The sequence below is a fragment of the Neobacillus sp. DHD-1R genome, from assembly GCF_057747995.1.
On sequence record NZ_CM173232.1, the window covers coordinates 3,702,180 to 3,719,321 of the forward strand.

Sequence of the window (17,142 nt, forward strand, 5' to 3'; positions counted from 1 at the left end):
CCCTTTTTTCTATGATTAACCCTTACCAATTTTTAAAAGATCATAAAAAAATGCGATGAGTGTGAACACTCATCGCATTATGCTGCAGGTAATCGAACTCTTCTTATAAATAAATAAATCAACAAATGTCCTGCACCCAGCACAAACAGTAAAATAGGAATACTTTTTTCTTCATTAAACCAGGTTACTGCAACTAAAAAAGCTAAAATAGATATAACTCTGCCAAAATTCAGGAACAATTCACGAACCACAATATACTCAATTCTCATTTCAGCTGCCTTCCAACCTAATCCGATTACATCATATGTAGTTGATATATATGGGACGAGTAAAAGCGGATAGGCAATCGCAATCATCCCAGCATAAATTAACAATTTAACAAAATTAACATCCCAAATAATGAGCAGGACAGCGGCGTAGAGAACGATTCCCCCAATCAGAATGGCCTTTTTCCGAAAACTTTTCTTAATCATTCGGGATGCAAAAAAATAGGCAACAAAGGATATTCCCGAATTAATAAGTCCAAATGTTCCTAATGCCATTTCACTTTCTGTTGAAATATAAACAAAAACAGAGATGACAAATAAAAACGTCCCTTCTCTTAGACCCTGAAAAAAATGGGCATTGGTAATGAGACGCCAATTTTCATTAAATTTTCTTTCTTCTAAAATCCGCTTAAAACAGTACCTTCCTGCTGCAGGTCTAGGTTTTAATGAGAAGCTCATGAATACTGCAAGCGCAAATAATCCTAGTGACAAACCAAAAACAAACGTATACCCTGTAAATCTTTCAAATCTAGTAATGATGATTCCAGCCGCTATAGGTCCAATCATTCCACCCGCAGAAGATAAAATACCTAAAAATCCATTAAAAAAATCTCGTGTCTCTGGTTCCGTTATCTCAAAGGTTAACACATTATAGGCAAGCCAATAAAAACCATAGCCTATCCCCAACAGGCTCCCCAATAACAGTAAATACGCTGCAGCCTTTGTTCCAGTGATTAATACTGCAAGGTAAAACATGGTTAAAAAAATGACACCGATTCGCAGCACAATTACCCTGTCAATTTTCTTGGCCCACCGTCCGGCTAAGATAAACGTTAGCAATTGTAAAACGACAATGGCAAGGTTATATAAAGCCAGATCAGTATATCTTCCTGTTTGTTTCCAAAGGTAAATGTTCACGAAGGTGTTGGACAAAGCGGCACTTAATGAGTATAACCCGCCAATAATCAATAAAAGAGTTAAATCTTTTGTTAGTTCAACATCACCCAAAATTTTAAATTTTTTTGCCATAAAAAAACTCCCCTTTTTCATAAGGGTAGTCTTTAACAAGAACATCATTCTTATACAATATAAAATGAGGGAAGACAGCTGTAGCTGTCTTCCCTCATTTTAAACAATTATTTTGCTGCGCTATAACGTTTTGAAACTTCGTCCCAGTTTACTACATTCCAGAAAGAAGCAATGTAATCAGGGCGTTTGTTTTGATATTTTAGGTAATAAGCATGTTCCCAAACATCAAGACCAAGAATTGGCGTTTTTCCTTCCATTAATGGAGAGTCTTGGTTTGGTGTGCTAGAAACTTCTAATTCACCGTTATTAACAGCTAACCATGCCCAGCCAGAACCGAAACGAGTAGTTGCTGCTTTAGCAAATTCTTCTTTGAAGTTGTCAAAGCTGCCAAATTTGCTTGTGATTGCGTCAGCTAATTCACCAGTAGGTGCGCCGCCGCCATTTGGAGAAAGGATTTGCCAGAATAAAGAGTGGTTGGCATGTCCGCCGCCGTTGTTGCGAACAGCAGTACGTGCAGCTTCTGGAACCGCATCCAAATTGGAAATAACTTCTTCAACAGATTTAGAAAGTAATTCTTCATTTCCTGCTAATGCGTTATTTAAGTTAGTCACATATGTGTTGTGATGTCTAGTGTGATGAATATTCATAGTTTCTTTGTCAATGTGTGGTTCAAGTGCATCTTCTGCATAAGGTAATTTCGGTAATTCAAATGCCATGATAATTCCTCCTATGTACATATTATTTTTTTAAAACCTTAGCCTCCTTACAATCATGACGATTTATAAGAATATTTCTAAAGCTTTATTTTAAAGATATCAAAGATGGTCGGTTGTTTCAAATTTAATGCTTAAGCCAACATAAATAAAATGCCCGTTTGATTAATTTTTATTCTCATTAAAAAAAGGCAGCTCACCTTAACCATTCAACAATTTTCGAAAAATTGTCATGAATCATCGAAACAGCATGCTGTCAACGATTTTTGTCATAACCGCATTAATATTTTTTCCAAATCATGTAAATCCCATATTGACATGATGTTAATAAATGATTTAATCAATATTGTAAGGGGATAAAGGAGTGACAGATATGCAATCAAACAGTATTTCAATCTATAATTTAATGGCACAGTTTTTCCAAAAATGCGAGCCCATCCAGAAATTTAAAGCTGGTTCTGTTCTATTTCATGAAAAAGATTCTGTTGAATACGTTTACTTATTGTTAAAAGGAAGTATTGCCCTTGGCAGAGTTCATTTACGGGGAAAAGAATTTATATTAAAAATCTTAAACGACCGAGAGCTCATTGTTGAATACCAGCTTTTTAAAGCGAGCCCATATTATCAATTTTATGCCAAAGCACTGACAGACTGCGAACTGCTTCTCATTAAAAAAGAGCAATTTGAGGACTTTATCTTAACAGATCCCGACGCTATGAATGCCCTTGTTGCCTGGTTAAGTACGGGGTATTTAAAAGCACAAATGAAATGCCAGGATTTGATTATGAATGGAAAAAAAGGTGGATTATACTCTATCCTCATCCGCTTATGTAATTCATACGGCGTGAAGACTGAGGATGGCATCCTGATTGACCTGCCCTTAACACATCAAGAATTAGCCAATTTAACGTACGGTACAAGAGAAGTCATTCAACGCGCACTAAAAGATCTCCGTGAGAAAGATATCATTTTATATGAAAACCAAATGTTTACGGTAAAGAACTTAAGCTTTTTAAAAGAAGAAGTAGACTGTCAAAATTGTTCATTTGAAATTTGCGGTTTGAATTAACTAATAAAAACAAAGGGTCAGACCCCACATTCTCAACCTATCGCTGAATTTTCCCTAATACGCGACTATATATTGAGTGTTAAACGAGAGGTCAGACCCTTTTGGGACATTCATTTCACATATTAAAAAACAACAAGAAGAAAGTAACCAATCATAATAAGTTGAAGGACTGTTTTTGTCACGATACTACTAATAAAGCCAATCACAGAACCAAACCCGACTTTTAAGCTTTCTGTAAAATTCCTTCTGTTAACGAGCAGCTCTGCCAAAATAGCTCCGATAAAGGGACCAATTAAGATTCCTAACACAGGGATGACGAATGGGCCAAGCAAAAGTCCAATGGTACTCCCCCAAACCCCTGCCTTTGAGCCTCCATATTTTTTTATCCCAATCAAATTTGCAAAATAATCTGCTACAAATAACAGAACGATCAATAAACCTTGAACAAGCCAAAACAGCCAATTAAACGATTCAAAACTAAAAAACACTCCATATAATAAAAATCCTGCTAACAAAAATATCACACTTGGGATGATAGGGTACACCAAACCCACAAAGGCAACAATAAATAAAATACTTATGATTCCCCAATAAACAATGTCCATTCCGTATCCCATCCTTTTTTCTACCTTTTATTTTCTACGAAACTAAATTAATTTGGTTTCAAATTTCCGTCGTTCTTGTATATACCCATTTCAAAAGCTACAATAGAATGGTGAGACTAGAAATACAGTTGCCCATAAATAGATGCTTAGACCTGACTGGTTTCAACCCTCATCGAAATAATTCTGTTTATTTATAAAGGTGGTCATTATGAATATTTTTAAACAATTTTATAAAAGTATCTACTCTCCGAAGGATATTGCCTTAGTTCGTTTTCAAGGCATTGGAAAAACAATCTTATATGTATTTTTCCTAACCTTTATATCCATTTTACCGTCCATATTTTATTTGAGCACTGCCCTTTCAACCGGCATAGATACGGCAAAAGCAATCATTAAGGATGAAGCACCCGCATTTTCCATTCAAAATGGTCAACTATCTGCTCAAACTGATGTACCGGTTACCATCAATAAAGATGATTTTACTATTATTATTGATCCAACTGGAGCCATATCAAAAACGGATGTTGAGGATACTGGAAATACATTTGCAATGTTAAAGAATGAGTTTGCCTTGTCAACAGGTGGAAGAATTGATACATACCCATATTCAATGCTAGAAGGTCTTGATATCAATAATAAAGATTTACTTAATATCATTGACACTGTAAGTGGATTAAAGGGGATTATTATCCCTGTTATGTCCTTGGTGATTTATTTATTTGCAAGTGCAGCAAGTTTTATTGAGGTTACAGTATTAGCCCTATTTGGATTAGCATTAAAAAATCTTTTCGGAAGAAAACTAAAATACGGACAATTATGGAGAATGGCCGCATACAGTGAAACATTGCCAACTTTATTTTTCACGATAATGACCGCTGTAAAAACTTCGGTACCAAATAGTTCTCTCCTTAATTGGTTTGTCGTATTAGTTGTGTTATCCCTAGCCATTAAAGAAATACCGAAACCAAAAAAGACAAACTAAAATAATGCCTCAACAGAGTCAGACCCCAAGCTTAATGCGGGGTCTGACTCTTTGTTTTAGTGCATCATTTTTTTCATTTAGCCGTTCTAATCCCGATTGGACAAGCATAGGAATGTACAAACATTCCATTTTGGAGGCTTGTCCTATGAAAAAGTTATTCGGATTTCTACTAGCTATTTTAGTGATATATGTCATTTATTTTGATCTCACAGTTGGCACTCTTCCTGCCTCCAATACCCTTCAAGTGGATGCAAAAATTGAGACCACCACGAAGAAACCCGCAACGAACATTCCTTCATTTGACGCAAAGGTAAAGCCGGGAGAAACCGTCATCTCCATTGTCGAGCATCAAATAAATAAACCACTTCCCGTTCCAATTGCTGATTTAATAGAAGATTTTCAACAATTAAATCCAGGCAAGTCACCAGAAAAAATTCAAATTGGATCTACATATCATTTTCCAGATTACTCAAACTAAATAGGATTGACGCTAAATCTTGTCAAAAATAGTAGTAGGCTGATACAATAAGATGAAACTTCCATCTGACACCACTGGGAATCGAAACATGTGCTGGTTAATCTTATTAACTACATACCCAAAGACTGATGAAGTTTATTGCCGTTAATACGGAATTAATAAATGATTGATTTTATATCTTTTATTCGAATCCATTTTAAAGGAGAGCGAATTCCACGTGAGTGAAATTATACATCGCACAAAAACCCGGCCAATTAAAGTAGGAAATTTAACAATTGGCGGTAACAATGAAATCATTATTCAAAGTATGACTACAACCAAGACCCATGATGTCGAGGCGACAGTTGCAGAAATAAAACGACTTGAGGAAGCGGGCTGTCAGATCGTTCGGGTTGCATGTCCAGATGAACGTGCGGCTAATGCGATTCCAGAAATTAAAAAAAGAATTAATATCCCGCTTGTTGTTGATATTCACTTTGATTATAAATTAGCGCTAAAGGCCATTGAAGGCGGTGCTGATAAAATTAGAATCAATCCCGGTAACATCGGAAAACGGGAAAAGGTGGAAGCGGTTGTTAAAGCGGCTAAAGAGCGCGGCATTCCTATTCGCATCGGGGTAAATGCCGGATCGCTTGAAAAGAAAATTCTTGAAAAATATGGTTATCCAACAGCAGATGGAATGGTAGAAAGTGCCCTCCATCATATTAAAATTCTCGAAGATTTAGATTTCCATGATATTATTGTTTCCATGAAAGCATCGGATGTAAATCTTGCGATCGAGGCGTATGAAAAGGCCGCCCGTGCTTTTGATTATCCATTACATTTGGGAATTACTGAGTCTGGGACACTTTTTTCCGGCACAGTAAAAAGTGCGGCAGGACTAGGAGCCATAATTAGCAAAGGAATCGGAAGCACACTTCGTATCTCTTTAAGTGCCGATCCTGTTGAAGAAGTAAAAGTTGCCAGAGAGCTTTTAAAAGTATTTGGCCTTTCTTCCAATGCTGCTACATTGATTTCCTGCCCAACCTGTGGAAGGATCGAAATCGACCTTATTAGCATCGCAAATGAAGTCGAGGAATATATTTCAAATATCAAAGCGCCCATTAAAGTTTCGGTACTAGGCTGTGCCGTAAATGGTCCTGGTGAGGCACGCGAAGCTGATATTGGCATTGCAGGTGCACGAGGCGAGGGCTTGTTATTTAGAAAAGGTGAAATCGTTCGTAAAGTTCCAGAAGCACAAATGGTGGAAGAATTGAAAAAAGAAATTGATCAGCTTGCAGAAGAGTATTTCCGCAAAAAAGCAGAAGAAGAAAAAGTAACGAAATAAACGACAAGAAACCCGGTGCAGCTGTACCGGGTTTCTTTTTGCTCCTATGCAGGTCATGTTAAAAGAACGGGAGAATAAAGATCCCTACTACAATTGATATCGCACCAATACCAATTGCCCAAGCACCAAGGCTTGTGGCACCTCTTTTTCGTGCAACAAACCCTAACACAATCCCTGCAGCACCAAACAGAATAGGCATTACAAACAGTGATAAAATTGATAACGCTAATGCAAGTGTTCCCATTCCAGTTCCAGCAGTGGCATTTCCCTGTGTCTTGTTCTCTGTCTTTGGTCGTGTCAGAGGAACTGGGGCAGCAATTTCAGCTGCTGACTCCTCCTTGTATCGGGAAGATCTTATCGGTACAGAAGCACCAATTTCAGGTTCATGCTCATCCTTTTTCAATGAGTATGAAGTTTTAATAGGTGCAGCAATTTCTGATGCCGTTTCCTCCCTGAATTCTGAAGGAAAATTGGGGATTTCCTCACCAATAATTGAACTTCGAAGAGCTTCCTGCACTTTCATGTCTCTTTCATCTGCCATCCTAATCCCTCACTTTCAGTTATAGGAGCATTTATTATTGTTAGCTACCGGGTGATTTTTAATATGTTAATGTTTGTCTTAAATAGTTTTTTATTTCAAATTCCGATTACTTATAAATAAGTACATCATTGTGCGACAGTCTTTGGTAAAATATAAGAAGATACTCTAGATGAAGGTGACAACAATAATGAAAAAAAAATTTGGCATTGATATTGATGGAACGGTAACAAGCCCTACCTCCATAATTCCTTTTATTAATAAGGCTTTTAACTTAAATATTTTGTATGAGGATGTTAATCAATATGAATTAACGCCTTTTGTTAATGTTCCAGAAGAGGAATTTGCAAAATGGTTTGTGGAAAATGAACCGATTATTTACAGAGACTCTCCCCCTGCAAAGGACGCCATTAAAGTTCTAAACAAATGGAAAAGGGATCATGAACTGATTTTTATTAGTGCCCGCGGTGCGCATTTACTCGACGTGACAGAGGACTGGTTTTTACACCAGGGATTATTCTTTCATCACATTGAACTTGTCGGTTCACATGATAAGATTGCATCAGTTAAAAAGCATGAAATTGATATCTTTTTTGAGGATAAACATGATAATGCCGTGGCAATCCATGAGGAGTGTCAGATTCCTGTTATCTTATTTGATACCCCCTATAATCAGGATCCCATTCCCACCGGTGTTATTCGAGTGAAAAATTGGAAAGAGGCGGCACTTTGGGTATCGGACTGGTTAAAGGAGAAGGACGGATTACGAAAAAAACAGCTTGTGTGAGCACAAGCTCAGATTATCGAGAAAGAGTATATTCCTCGGCAATTTTCTTATTTTATTGGAATTTGAATTGTTTATATTATTAAAATTGCCCCTGCTAAGGGGCCTGCTGATTTCCGCTCCAGGTGCTTCGCTTTCCGCGGGCGGTGCGGGAAGCGAAGTGCCTGGAGCGCCAATCAACAGACAAGTCGAATAATCTATTTTTTATAATATTACAAATTAACGCGGTGAATGGTTAAAGATAATTAATAAAATAAAGGCTGTCGAGAATTTCTCGACAGCCTGAGCTTGTGTGAGCACACAAGCTGTTTTTTTAATGGGTGCATTCAGGACAACGTCCATAAATTTCAAATTTATGACCCGATATATCATACCCTTTTAAATTTTCACTTAATCCATCCATTGGACAGGTATCTATTTCTTTTGTTTTCCCGCATTCTAGACAAATAAAATGATGATGATGATGGCTTCTAGAACAAGTAAACCGGAAGTGCTTTTCACCAGATAACTCTGTCATCTCTAAAATGCCCATGTTTACAAACAAGGAAAGGTTACGGTAAATGGTATCAAAACTCAAACCAGGATAATCATCCTTTAACTGGTCAAGAACATCTTTTGCCGTTAAGTATTTGTCACTATCCGCAAATAATTGGAGGATATCTTCTCTCTTACCTGTTTGTTTAAACCCATTCTCTTTTAAGTATTGAATGGCTTCATTTACGTTCACTTTGTTCCACCCCCTATTGCACTGGTTAATTTTTTATAAAAGATCGCCAGAACTAATATGAGAACAGCAATCATAACAATCGTTCCGCCAGGTGCAAGGTTAAGATAATAGGCAGTAAAAAGGCCGCCTAACACCGAAATTTCCCCAAAGATGACAGATAAAAAAATGGTTTGTTTAAATCCTTTTGCAATTCGGATGCTAGCCGCTACAGGCAATGTCATTAGGGAGGATACCAACAGTATTCCAACAATTCGCATCGAAGCCGCAATAACCAGGGCAACCATGACAATAAAAATGAAATGAATACTTTTAGCTGCAATACCTGAAGCTTTTGCATGCTCTTCGTCAAATGAAAGTAAAAATAACTCTTTATACAATAAAATAATGACTAAAATAACCATAATACTAATGAAAAAAATAACCAAAAGGTCCGTTCTACTTACGGCTGTTACACTGCCAAACAAATAACTAAACAAGTCTGTATTAAATCCATTTGCAAGTGAAATAAAAATAACACTTAGGCCAATCCCGCTTGACAGGATAATCGGAATGGCTAATTCCTGATAATGTTTGTAAACCCCTCTTAATTTTTCAATAAATAGGGATCCCCCAACAGAAAACACCATTCCTAAATAGAGCGGATTCAAGCCTGCCATCATTGAAATTTTACTTTCTATAAGAAGACTGGCAGCAATCCCTGCCAAGGTTACATGGCTTAGAGCATCAGCAATTAATGAGAGTCGCCTTACCACCACAAAAACACCAAGTAATGGGGCAATGATCCCAATTAAGATTCCAGTTAAGAAAGCGTTTTGTAAAAATTCATAGTGAAAAATCCCCTCAATCAATTGATAACGCCTCCGTGTTCATGGTTATGGGTAAGCAAATGAATATCATGACCATAAACTTTAGACAACCCATCCGAACTAAGTTGTTCAAATTCTTTTGTTTCGCCATGAAAATGCAAATGTTTATTTAAGCAGGCTACATGTGTAACCTTATCCGATATTGCACCGATATCATGTGTGACTAATAAAAGTGTCATATTACGACTTTTATTTAGATCAATAAGCATTTGGTAAAAAGAATGAACATTCTCTGCATCCACACCCACGGTTGGTTCATCTAAAATGAGCAGGCTTGGTTCACTAACAAGGGCTCGTGCAATAAAAACGCGTTGCTGCTGACCCCCAGAGAGCTCACCAACATTTCGCTTGCTAAACCCTTGCATTCCTACGGCCTCTAATGCCTCATTAACCACTTTTTCATGTTCCTTCTTAAAAAAGGTAAAAAGGCCTAATTTTTTGGTTAAACCACTGGCAACAACTTCAAATGCGGTTGCCGGAAAACCAGTATTGAAGGAATTTGCCTTTTGTGATACAAACCCTATTTTATGCCAGTCCTTAAATTTACTAATATCTTTGCCAAATAAAAGGATTTCTCCTTTTTGCAGCTTTAATAAACCTAAGATCAACTTTAACAATGTGGATTTCCCAGACCCATTTGGACCAACAATGGCCAAAAATGACCCACTTGGTATCATCATGTTGATATCCTCGAGAACAGTATCCTTCTCGTAGCGATAGAAAAGATGTTTAATTTCAATAATTGATTGCATAGTCCACGCTCTCACCTTTAATTATAAGAATCATTCCGATTTAACTTCCAGTAGTATACAACAGGAAATTCTAATTGTAAAGATTAACAGCTCTAGAAAAAACGATATGCACCTGTTAAATCTACTGTCACACTCCCGCAACTTCTTCATACATTAGCATGGAGGAGTGATGAGGGTGAAAATATTTGAAAACATCATTAATCATAAAATTAACACCATCACAGCTGAAGAACTGGTTAAGTATGCGGATCAATTTAACATAGCAGTTACACAACAACAGGCTAAGAAAATTGCGGAATACTTAAGAGGTAAAAATGTTAATATTTTCGATGACACACAACGAGCAAAACTTGTGAAGCAAATTGCTAAAGCGGCTGGTCCAGAAACTGCACGTGAAGTAAATAAACTTTTTATGGAACTAATTAAATAGGATTAGGTACACATCTGTCATAAACGTAAAAAGCTGTGCATGATTGCACAGCTTTTTATTATGACCGCATAATGAGATCTTGTAAATCCTCATTAAAATTCTGCTCGCGCAGCATGTCTATTTCAAACTTATATGGTGGTTTTTTATTTTTCTTATCTTCTCCAACATACGGAGTTTCTAAAATTTTCGGTACATCCATCAATTGAGGATGATGGACTACATAATTTAGGGCCTTAAAACCAATATGACCAAATCCAATATTTTCATGGCGGTCCTTTCGCATGCCTTTTTCATTTTTACTGTCGTTGATATGGAGCACTTTGAGTTTATCTAAGCCGATAATTTTATCAAATTCTGTTAAAACACCGTCGAAGTCTTCGACAATGTTATAGCCAGCATCATGTGTATGGCAGGTATCAAAGCAAACAGATAATTTATCACTATAGTTAACTCCATCCATAATCATCGCCAATTCCTCAAATGACTTGCCACATTCTGACCCTTTACCAGCCATTGTTTCTAAAGCAATTTGGACTTGTTCCTTACCAGTTAATACTTCATTTAAACCCTCAATAATTTTCTTGATCCCCGCCTCCGTTCCGGCACCCACATGGGCACCTGGATGGAGAACAATTTGCTTCGCCCCAATGGCCTCTGTTCTCTCAATTTCACTGCGTAGGAACCTTACCCCTAATTCAAATGTGTCTGGATTAGTGGTATTCCCAATATTAATGATGTAAGGAGCATGGACGATAATATCTGAAATTCCATTAGCCTCCATATGCTCTCTTCCTAATTCAATGTTCAAATCCTCAATTTTTTTCCGTCTTGTGTTTTGTGGGGCACCAGTGTAGACCATAAACGTATTGGCACCATAGGATACAGCCTCAGCACTAGCTGCAAGCAGCATATCTTTACCACTCATTGAGACATGCGAGCCTATTTTCAACATCCTTCTCTCTCCTCTACCAAGATTATTTTTTTCTATTCTCGATTCTTCGCTGCCGTTTTTTTATTTTATCCATTTCCCATTGCATTTTCTTTTTATAGCCAGGTTTTACCTTTTGCGGTTTTTTCACCATTGATTTAGCCGTTTTATCTGCCGCATCCTCTTTTCGTACTCGTGTCTTCCTTTTATTTCGTTCATCAATTTCAACAAAGCCCTCGTTTTTGAGGTCAATATGCTTAAATTGAATGCCCATTTTTTCTAAACGATTTAAGGCGTCTTCATCAGAACTTTCGTAAATGGTAAGAGCAATTCCGGAATTCCCGGCTCTTGCCGTTCTTCCCACCCTATGGATATAAAAATCTAAGTCTGTTGGCAGCTCATAATTAATGATATGACTAACGCCTTCAATATCAATTCCTCTTGAGGCAAGGTCAGTCGCAACGATATATTGATATTCCAGATCTTGAATTTGCTTCATCATTTTTTTACGTTCACGCGGGTTTAAGTCGCCATGTACCCTGCCGACCTTCAACCCCTTTTCGTTTAAAAAGTAGGCCACCTCTTCAGCCATTTTCTTCGTATTGGTGAACACAATCGCTAAATAGGGATTATAGGCTAAAAGAGCATCATGAACCAACTGTTTTTTGCTTCTATGCCGGGAAGGGAGAAGATAGTGCTGTAAATTTTCAGCTGCTTTATGCTTTGGTTCGATATGCACGATTTTTGGGTTTTCCATATATTTTTTTAGAAATGGTTTTAGTTTTTCTGGAATTGTTGCGGAATAGACCAGCATTTGCAGATGTTCAGGCATTTTAGCCGCAATTTGATCGACATCTTCAATAAAACCCATATCGAGCATCATATCTGCTTCATCGACAACGAGAATAGTGGATGTATGAATAAACAAAGCTTGCTCAACCATAAGATCCTTAATTCTGCCTGGAGTACCAACAACAATTTGTGGCTGGACCTTCAGTTTCTCAATCGTGCGCTGCTTATCCGTACCACCAATATAGCACCTTGCCATAATAGGACTGTCAGGACTGCAATGTTCTGTCACCTTTAAAATTTGTTGATATATTTGTGAAGCTAATTCTCGGGTCGGCGCAGTTATGACTGCTTGTACCTCTTGACGCTTTGGATCAATCTTTTCAAGGATCGGCAACACATAGGCAAAAGTTTTACCCGTTCCTGTTTGGGATTGACCGATGGCACTTTCCCCTTTAAGAACTAATGGGATCATCCGCTCCTGAATTTCCGTTGGCTCATGAAAACCAAACTTGTTCAGAGATTCTATAATAAAAGGCTGAAACTGAAAACGTTCAAATCGATTTACTTTCATATAATGGCTCCTTATTTAAAAAATCTAGTATTTATGGAGTAGTTTATCTTTCTTTAGCAAGAGATTCCACTTTTATTTCCATCATGTAATTATAGTCAAAATCATCATAAATAACCAGCCTCACTCCTTTTATTTCATCTTTTACTTTTTAAATCCTAAATTTAGTTTTTTCCTTGTGTATTATACCTAAACCAAATGAGGAAAGATGCATATTTTAATATATCAAGTTTTGGTGAAAGGAGGTCGTAGTATGCAACCAAGACCAAGAATGCCCATGAATGGTGGAATGGGACCAGGAATGAACCCGTTTGCCGGAAGAAATCAGATGATGAGACCGCCATCAAGTCCCTTCGGCGGAGGTAATCCAATGATGGGGTCTAGAATGGGACCGACACAAATGAATAGATCTGGCGGCGGGGGGTTACTTTCAAAAATTCTCGGACGTGGGACTCAAGCTGGCGGCCAAGGTGGTTTGATGGGAATGCCTGGAGCAGCGCGTGGTGCAGGCGGCGCAGGAAATTTACTTCAATCCTTGAGCAATCCTGGAGGACTTTCAGGTATTTTGAATAATACCCAGCAAGTATTACAAACAGCACAATCGATTGGACCCATGATTCAGCAGTATGGACCAATGGTCCGAAATATACCCGCTATATGGAAGCTATATCGAGGCTTCAAAAATGCGTCAAAGGACACAGATTCGTCATCGGCAGAAACTAAAAAAATAGCAGACGAAGAATCTTCAAGTGAGGAATCTTCAAATAATGAATCCGCTGAAAAGATCACATCCAAAAAAGCTACCAGTCGAAAAAGCCAAAAAGAGAGCTCCAGAAAAATAAACCATACGAAGAATACTAAGCGGACTACTTCACATCAAAAAGGCAGTTCCATTCCTAAAATGTATATTTAATTAGAGAATGCTGGCAACAGCATTTTCTTTTAATTTAATATAAGAATTTATAAGTTGTGACTTCGAGAATTGTCCAGCTCCAACGCCCTAGCGGCTAGTGTCCTTCGCTCTCCTCCCTACGATAAGTGATAAGTCAACATCGAATCGCCTCCGGCTCTTCGTGTTTCCTTTATCGCGTTTAACGGGCAGTAGATTCTCAACTGCCCGTAAGAACCCGATCGGCTCAACTAACAATCAGCGAGAAAAACATTCGCTGATTGAAGTTTCACCTTATCTCAGTTGGAGCGCTCCAGGCCATACGCCGCTGAACAGGGCACTTCCGCTTTTCTTTCAGGAAAAATGTATCTTTGTATTATATCTATTAGTTTTATATAATAAATAATAAATAGACTACTAATACATGTCTTTTAGGAGGACTAATATATATGCAAATCATTAAAATTTCACCACGCGGGTACTGCTATGGTGTGGTCGATGCCATGGTTATTGCCAGGAATGCTGCATTAGATAAAACCTTACCTCGTCCTATCTATATTTTAGGGATGATTGTTCATAATAAACATGTCACAGATGCTTTTGCTGAAGAAGGAATTATTACCCTTGATGGAAAAAATAGGATGGATATCCTAGATAAAGTAGAATCAGGCACCGTTATTTTTACTGCTCATGGCATCTCTCCAGAGGTGAGAGAGCTTGCGAAAAAGAAAGGACTTGTCGCGATTGATGCCACATGTCCCGATGTGACAAGGACACATGACTTGATTGAGGAAAAAACAAAACAAGGTTATCAAGTCATATATATTGGTAAAAAAGGACACCCAGAGCCAGAGGGTGCGGTTGGCGTTGCGCCTGGAATGGTTCATCTCGTTGAGACTCCAAGTGATGTGGAAGCCTTAACCGTACAAAGTAAGAAATTAATCGTCACTAACCAAACCACTATGAGTCAGTGGGATGTAGCAGATACCATGAATAAGGTGAAAGAAAAATATCCTCATGTCGAAGTTTATAATGAAATCTGCCATGCGACCCAAATACGCCAAGAAGCAGTGGCACAGCAAGCAACTGAAGCTGACGTGACTATTGTGGTCGGCGATCCAAAAAGTAATAACTCCAATCGGCTCGCACAAGTTTCAGAGGAAGTTGCTGGTACAAAAGCTTATCGCATTGCTGATTTAACTGAATTAGAAATTGATTGGATAAAGGATGCCAAAAATGTCGCTGTTACATCTGGCGCCTCTACCCCAACACCCATTACAAAAGAAGTCATTACGTTCCTGGAACAATTTGATCCAAATAATCCAGCAACATGGGAACGTCACAAGAAAGTACAATTAAATAAAATATTACCAAAAGTAAAAAAGACAGAAGAATAAGGTAAAATGAAAAGAAGATATCATAAAGGGGTCAGACCTCACGTTTAACACTCAATATATTCAACGATATAATGAGGTAGTGGGGTCTGACCCCTTGGTTTGTGACATCCCCTTTGTTTTTATATAAACTGAAATGGGTCGGTATTTACTTCGGAAGGAAAAATTTCAACGTTAAATCCTGATTCTTGACACATTTTTTTTAACGCCTTTGTTAGTCCTTTTTTCATTACTTTTTCCACGTTATGACCTGGATCAATCATATTTAACCCCTGCATCATGGCATCATGAGCGGTGTGATAATAAATATCTCCTGTTACATAAACATCTGCCCCTTTAAATTTTGCACTCATGAAATATTTATTACCATCACCACCTAACACAGCAGCCTTTTTTACTTTTGATGATAAATCCCCTACTACTCGAACATTCGTGACTTCTAATGCCGTTTTTACCCTTTCAGCAAACTCCTCTAAGGTCATTTCCTTCACTTTACCGATTCTTCCGAGCCCTAGCACTTCACCTTTATTTTCAAGCGGATAGACATCATAGGCTATCTCTTCGTATGGATGCGCTTTGATCATCGCCGTGATCGCTTTCTTTAGAAGCGGCTCCGGAATAATCGTCTCAACTCTAACTTCATCCACTACTTCTAACTGACCTACATTCCCAATATATGGTTCCGATTTTTCTCCAGGTAAAAATCGGCCTGTCCCGCTTGTTGAAAAGGAACAATGGCTGTAATTGCCAATAGCCCCCGCTCCTGCATTTCCTATTGCCTGCCTAATCCCTTCTGCGTGGCTTGCAGGGACGTAAACGACCAATTTCTTAAGCTTTGTATCAAATGTGGGCACAAGGACTTCTGCATCTTCTAGGCCTAAGGCTTCTGCCAGGAGATCATTTACTCCGCCCTTTGCAACATCAAGATTCGTGTGCGCCGCGTAAACCGCAATGTCGTGTTTTAGTAATTTTTCGATTATGTTCCCTTGAACCGTATCAGTAAGCACATTTTTAAGTGGTCGATAAATAATGGGATGGTGGGCAATGATAAGCTGGACATTTTTTTCAATGGCTTCATCGACTACATTGTCCAATACATCCAGTGCGATCATAATTCGTTCAACCTTCTTATTTAATCGGCCAACTTGTAAACCAATCTTATCACCTTCCATAGCTAAACCCTTTGGTGAAAACTGTTCAAAAAGTTGGATAATTTCATGCCCATTAGGATTCTTCATTTTTCAATGCCTCCTCTACTAATTTTATCTTATCAATTAGTTCTTGCCTTTTTTCCCTTGTTTCATCTGTTTCAGATGCTCCTTCAAGCGCCTCGAAAATTCGCTGCCAATTTTTCTTTTCCAACGTCCATTTTTTTATAAAGGCATTGTCTTTACTTTGGAGAAGATATGGCCCCAATAATAGACCTAATTCCTTGGTTGTTTGATAGGGTCTTTGGGAATCGCCTTTATCAGCAATTAATATTTCATAAATTTTCCCATCCTCTTCAATGATTTCTTCCGCCACTAACTCCCAGTTGTTTTCTAATAACCACTTTCGAATCGATATGGCGCTAATATTCGGTTGTAAAATCAGTCGTTCAACCGAACTAAGTTTATCTTTTCCATTTTCTAAAATACTGGAGATTAACGCACCGCCCATTCCGGCAATCGTAATACAATTGACCTCTCCTGGCTGAATAACCTCAAGTCCATCACCCATTCGGACGGAAATCATTTCGGATAACCCCTCCGCTTTTACATTTCTTACTGCTGAATCGTAAGGTCCTTTAGCCACTTCACCAGCAATGGCGGCTGTGATTTTTAAGTTCTTTGCCAAATAACATGGCAAGTAAGCATGATCCGAACCAATATCGGCCATTCTTGCCCCTTCAGGCACATATTTCGCAACCGTAGTTAAGCGCATTGATAATTTATCTGTATTCAAAAATTCCACCACTTTTATATTAATATCGATTTATTGAGGTTGTATTTCACTTAAGTATAAA

19 protein-coding genes are annotated in these 17,142 nt (G+C 38.0%); 8 read left to right on the plus strand and 11 right to left on the minus strand.

Going from position 1 to position 17,142, the window contains the following annotated elements; translation table 11 throughout:
- Window positions 1-77: 77 nt before the first annotated feature.
- Together AC3ANL_RS18260 and AC3ANL_RS18265 are read right to left on the minus strand one after the other, a co-directional pair.
- A complete protein-coding gene (locus AC3ANL_RS18260; RefSeq protein ID WP_488325814.1) occupies window positions 78-1,295 on the minus strand; it encodes an MFS transporter in 1,218 nt (405 codons plus the stop codon).
- A 107-nt stretch (window positions 1,296-1,402) separates the two neighbouring features.
- A complete protein-coding gene (locus tag AC3ANL_RS18265; RefSeq protein WP_488325815.1) occupies window positions 1,403-2,011 on the minus strand; it encodes a superoxide dismutase in 609 nt (202 codons plus the stop codon).
- A gap of 370 nt (window positions 2,012-2,381) precedes the next feature.
- Here AC3ANL_RS18265 and AC3ANL_RS18270 point away from each other — a divergent pair, with 370 nt between their 5' ends.
- Window positions 2,382-3,077, plus strand: a complete 696-nt coding sequence (locus AC3ANL_RS18270) for a Crp/Fnr family transcriptional regulator (protein WP_488325816.1) — start codon at window positions 2,382-2,384, stop codon at window positions 3,075-3,077.
- Between the two features lie 122 nt (window positions 3,078-3,199).
- On the opposite strand, the gene AC3ANL_RS18275 is transcribed toward AC3ANL_RS18270, so the two are convergent.
- A complete protein-coding gene (locus AC3ANL_RS18275) occupies window positions 3,200-3,682 on the minus strand; it encodes a DUF456 domain-containing protein (RefSeq protein WP_488325817.1) in 483 nt (160 codons plus the stop codon).
- A 208-nt stretch (window positions 3,683-3,890) separates the two neighbouring features.
- On the opposite strand from AC3ANL_RS18275, the gene AC3ANL_RS18280 reads away from it, so the two are divergent.
- From AC3ANL_RS18280 to ispG, 3 genes are all read left to right on the plus strand, one after another.
- On the plus strand, window positions 3,891-4,664 hold the full coding sequence (locus tag AC3ANL_RS18280) for a DUF1189 domain-containing protein (RefSeq protein ID WP_488325818.1): 774 nt from the start codon (window positions 3,891-3,893) through the stop codon (window positions 4,662-4,664).
- 145 nt (window positions 4,665-4,809) lie between these two features.
- Window positions 4,810-5,142, plus strand: coding sequence for a LysM peptidoglycan-binding domain-containing protein (locus tag AC3ANL_RS18285; RefSeq protein ID WP_488325819.1), 333 nt, complete (start codon window positions 4,810-4,812; stop codon window positions 5,140-5,142).
- Between the two features lie 226 nt (window positions 5,143-5,368).
- Window positions 5,369-6,469, plus strand: a complete 1,101-nt coding sequence (gene ispG, locus AC3ANL_RS18290; protein ID WP_488329774.1) for a flavodoxin-dependent (E)-4-hydroxy-3-methylbut-2-enyl-diphosphate synthase — start codon at window positions 5,369-5,371, stop codon at window positions 6,467-6,469.
- Between the two features lie 58 nt (window positions 6,470-6,527).
- On the opposite strand, the gene AC3ANL_RS18295 is transcribed toward ispG, so the two are convergent.
- On the minus strand, window positions 6,528-6,890 hold the full coding sequence (locus tag AC3ANL_RS18295; RefSeq protein ID WP_488329775.1) for a hypothetical protein: 363 nt from the start codon (window positions 6,888-6,890) through the stop codon (window positions 6,528-6,530).
- A 307-nt stretch (window positions 6,891-7,197) separates the two neighbouring features.
- On the opposite strand from AC3ANL_RS18295, the gene AC3ANL_RS18300 reads away from it, so the two are divergent.
- Complete coding sequence (locus AC3ANL_RS18300) at window positions 7,198-7,794, plus strand: 5' nucleotidase, NT5C type (RefSeq protein WP_488325820.1); 597 nt, start codon at window positions 7,198-7,200, stop codon at window positions 7,792-7,794.
- A gap of 310 nt (window positions 7,795-8,104) precedes the next feature.
- On the opposite strand, the gene zur is transcribed toward AC3ANL_RS18300, so the two are convergent.
- The 3 genes from zur to AC3ANL_RS18315 are packed head-to-tail and all read right to left on the minus strand — an operon-like array spanning window position 8,105 to window position 10,136.
- Window positions 8,105-8,518: a zinc uptake transcriptional repressor Zur gene (gene zur, locus AC3ANL_RS18305; RefSeq protein WP_488325821.1), complete on the minus strand. Its 414-nt coding sequence runs from the start codon at window positions 8,516-8,518 to the stop codon at window positions 8,105-8,107.
- Window positions 8,515-9,366, minus strand: coding sequence for a metal ABC transporter permease (locus tag AC3ANL_RS18310; RefSeq protein WP_488325822.1), 852 nt, complete (start codon window positions 9,364-9,366; stop codon window positions 8,515-8,517). The genes zur and AC3ANL_RS18310 overlap by 4 nt, the downstream gene beginning before the upstream one ends.
- Window positions 9,363-10,136, minus strand: a complete 774-nt coding sequence (locus AC3ANL_RS18315; RefSeq protein WP_488325823.1) for a metal ABC transporter ATP-binding protein — start codon at window positions 10,134-10,136, stop codon at window positions 9,363-9,365. The genes AC3ANL_RS18310 and AC3ANL_RS18315 overlap by 4 nt, the downstream gene beginning before the upstream one ends.
- A gap of 175 nt (window positions 10,137-10,311) precedes the next feature.
- Here AC3ANL_RS18315 and AC3ANL_RS18320 point away from each other — a divergent pair, with 175 nt between their 5' ends.
- Window positions 10,312-10,566: a DUF2624 domain-containing protein gene (locus AC3ANL_RS18320; RefSeq protein ID WP_488325824.1), complete on the plus strand. Its 255-nt coding sequence runs from the start codon at window positions 10,312-10,314 to the stop codon at window positions 10,564-10,566.
- 58 nt (window positions 10,567-10,624) lie between these two features.
- Here the strand turns inward: AC3ANL_RS18320 and AC3ANL_RS18325 are convergent, their stop codons facing one another.
- Complete coding sequence (locus AC3ANL_RS18325) at window positions 10,625-11,518, minus strand: deoxyribonuclease IV (RefSeq protein WP_488325825.1); 894 nt, start codon at window positions 11,516-11,518, stop codon at window positions 10,625-10,627.
- Between the two features lie 22 nt (window positions 11,519-11,540).
- Complete coding sequence (locus tag AC3ANL_RS18330) at window positions 11,541-12,857, minus strand: DEAD/DEAH box helicase (protein ID WP_488325826.1); 1,317 nt, start codon at window positions 12,855-12,857, stop codon at window positions 11,541-11,543.
- 250 nt (window positions 12,858-13,107) lie between these two features.
- Here AC3ANL_RS18330 and vrrA point away from each other — a divergent pair, with 250 nt between their 5' ends.
- Together vrrA and AC3ANL_RS18340 are read left to right on the plus strand one after the other, a co-directional pair.
- Window positions 13,108-13,767 (plus strand): VrrA/YqfQ family protein, encoded by a 660-nt coding sequence (gene vrrA / locus AC3ANL_RS18335; protein ID WP_488325827.1) that lies wholly within the window; start codon window positions 13,108-13,110, stop codon window positions 13,765-13,767.
- A gap of 425 nt (window positions 13,768-14,192) precedes the next feature.
- Window positions 14,193-15,140: a 4-hydroxy-3-methylbut-2-enyl diphosphate reductase gene (locus AC3ANL_RS18340; RefSeq protein ID WP_488325828.1), complete on the plus strand. Its 948-nt coding sequence runs from the start codon at window positions 14,193-14,195 to the stop codon at window positions 15,138-15,140.
- 119 nt (window positions 15,141-15,259) lie between these two features.
- Here the strand turns inward: AC3ANL_RS18340 and AC3ANL_RS18345 are convergent, their stop codons facing one another.
- Together AC3ANL_RS18345 and AC3ANL_RS18350 are read right to left on the minus strand one after the other, a co-directional pair.
- Window positions 15,260-16,375, minus strand: a complete 1,116-nt coding sequence (locus AC3ANL_RS18345; RefSeq protein ID WP_488325829.1) for a Nif3-like dinuclear metal center hexameric protein — start codon at window positions 16,373-16,375, stop codon at window positions 15,260-15,262.
- The gene (locus AC3ANL_RS18350; RefSeq protein ID WP_488325830.1) at window positions 16,362-17,081 is read right to left on the minus strand and encodes a tRNA (adenine(22)-N(1))-methyltransferase; all 720 of its coding nucleotides are present in this window, start codon (window positions 17,079-17,081) and stop codon (window positions 16,362-16,364) included. The genes AC3ANL_RS18345 and AC3ANL_RS18350 overlap by 14 nt, the downstream gene beginning before the upstream one ends.
- Between the last annotated feature and the right edge of the window lie 61 nt (window positions 17,082-17,142).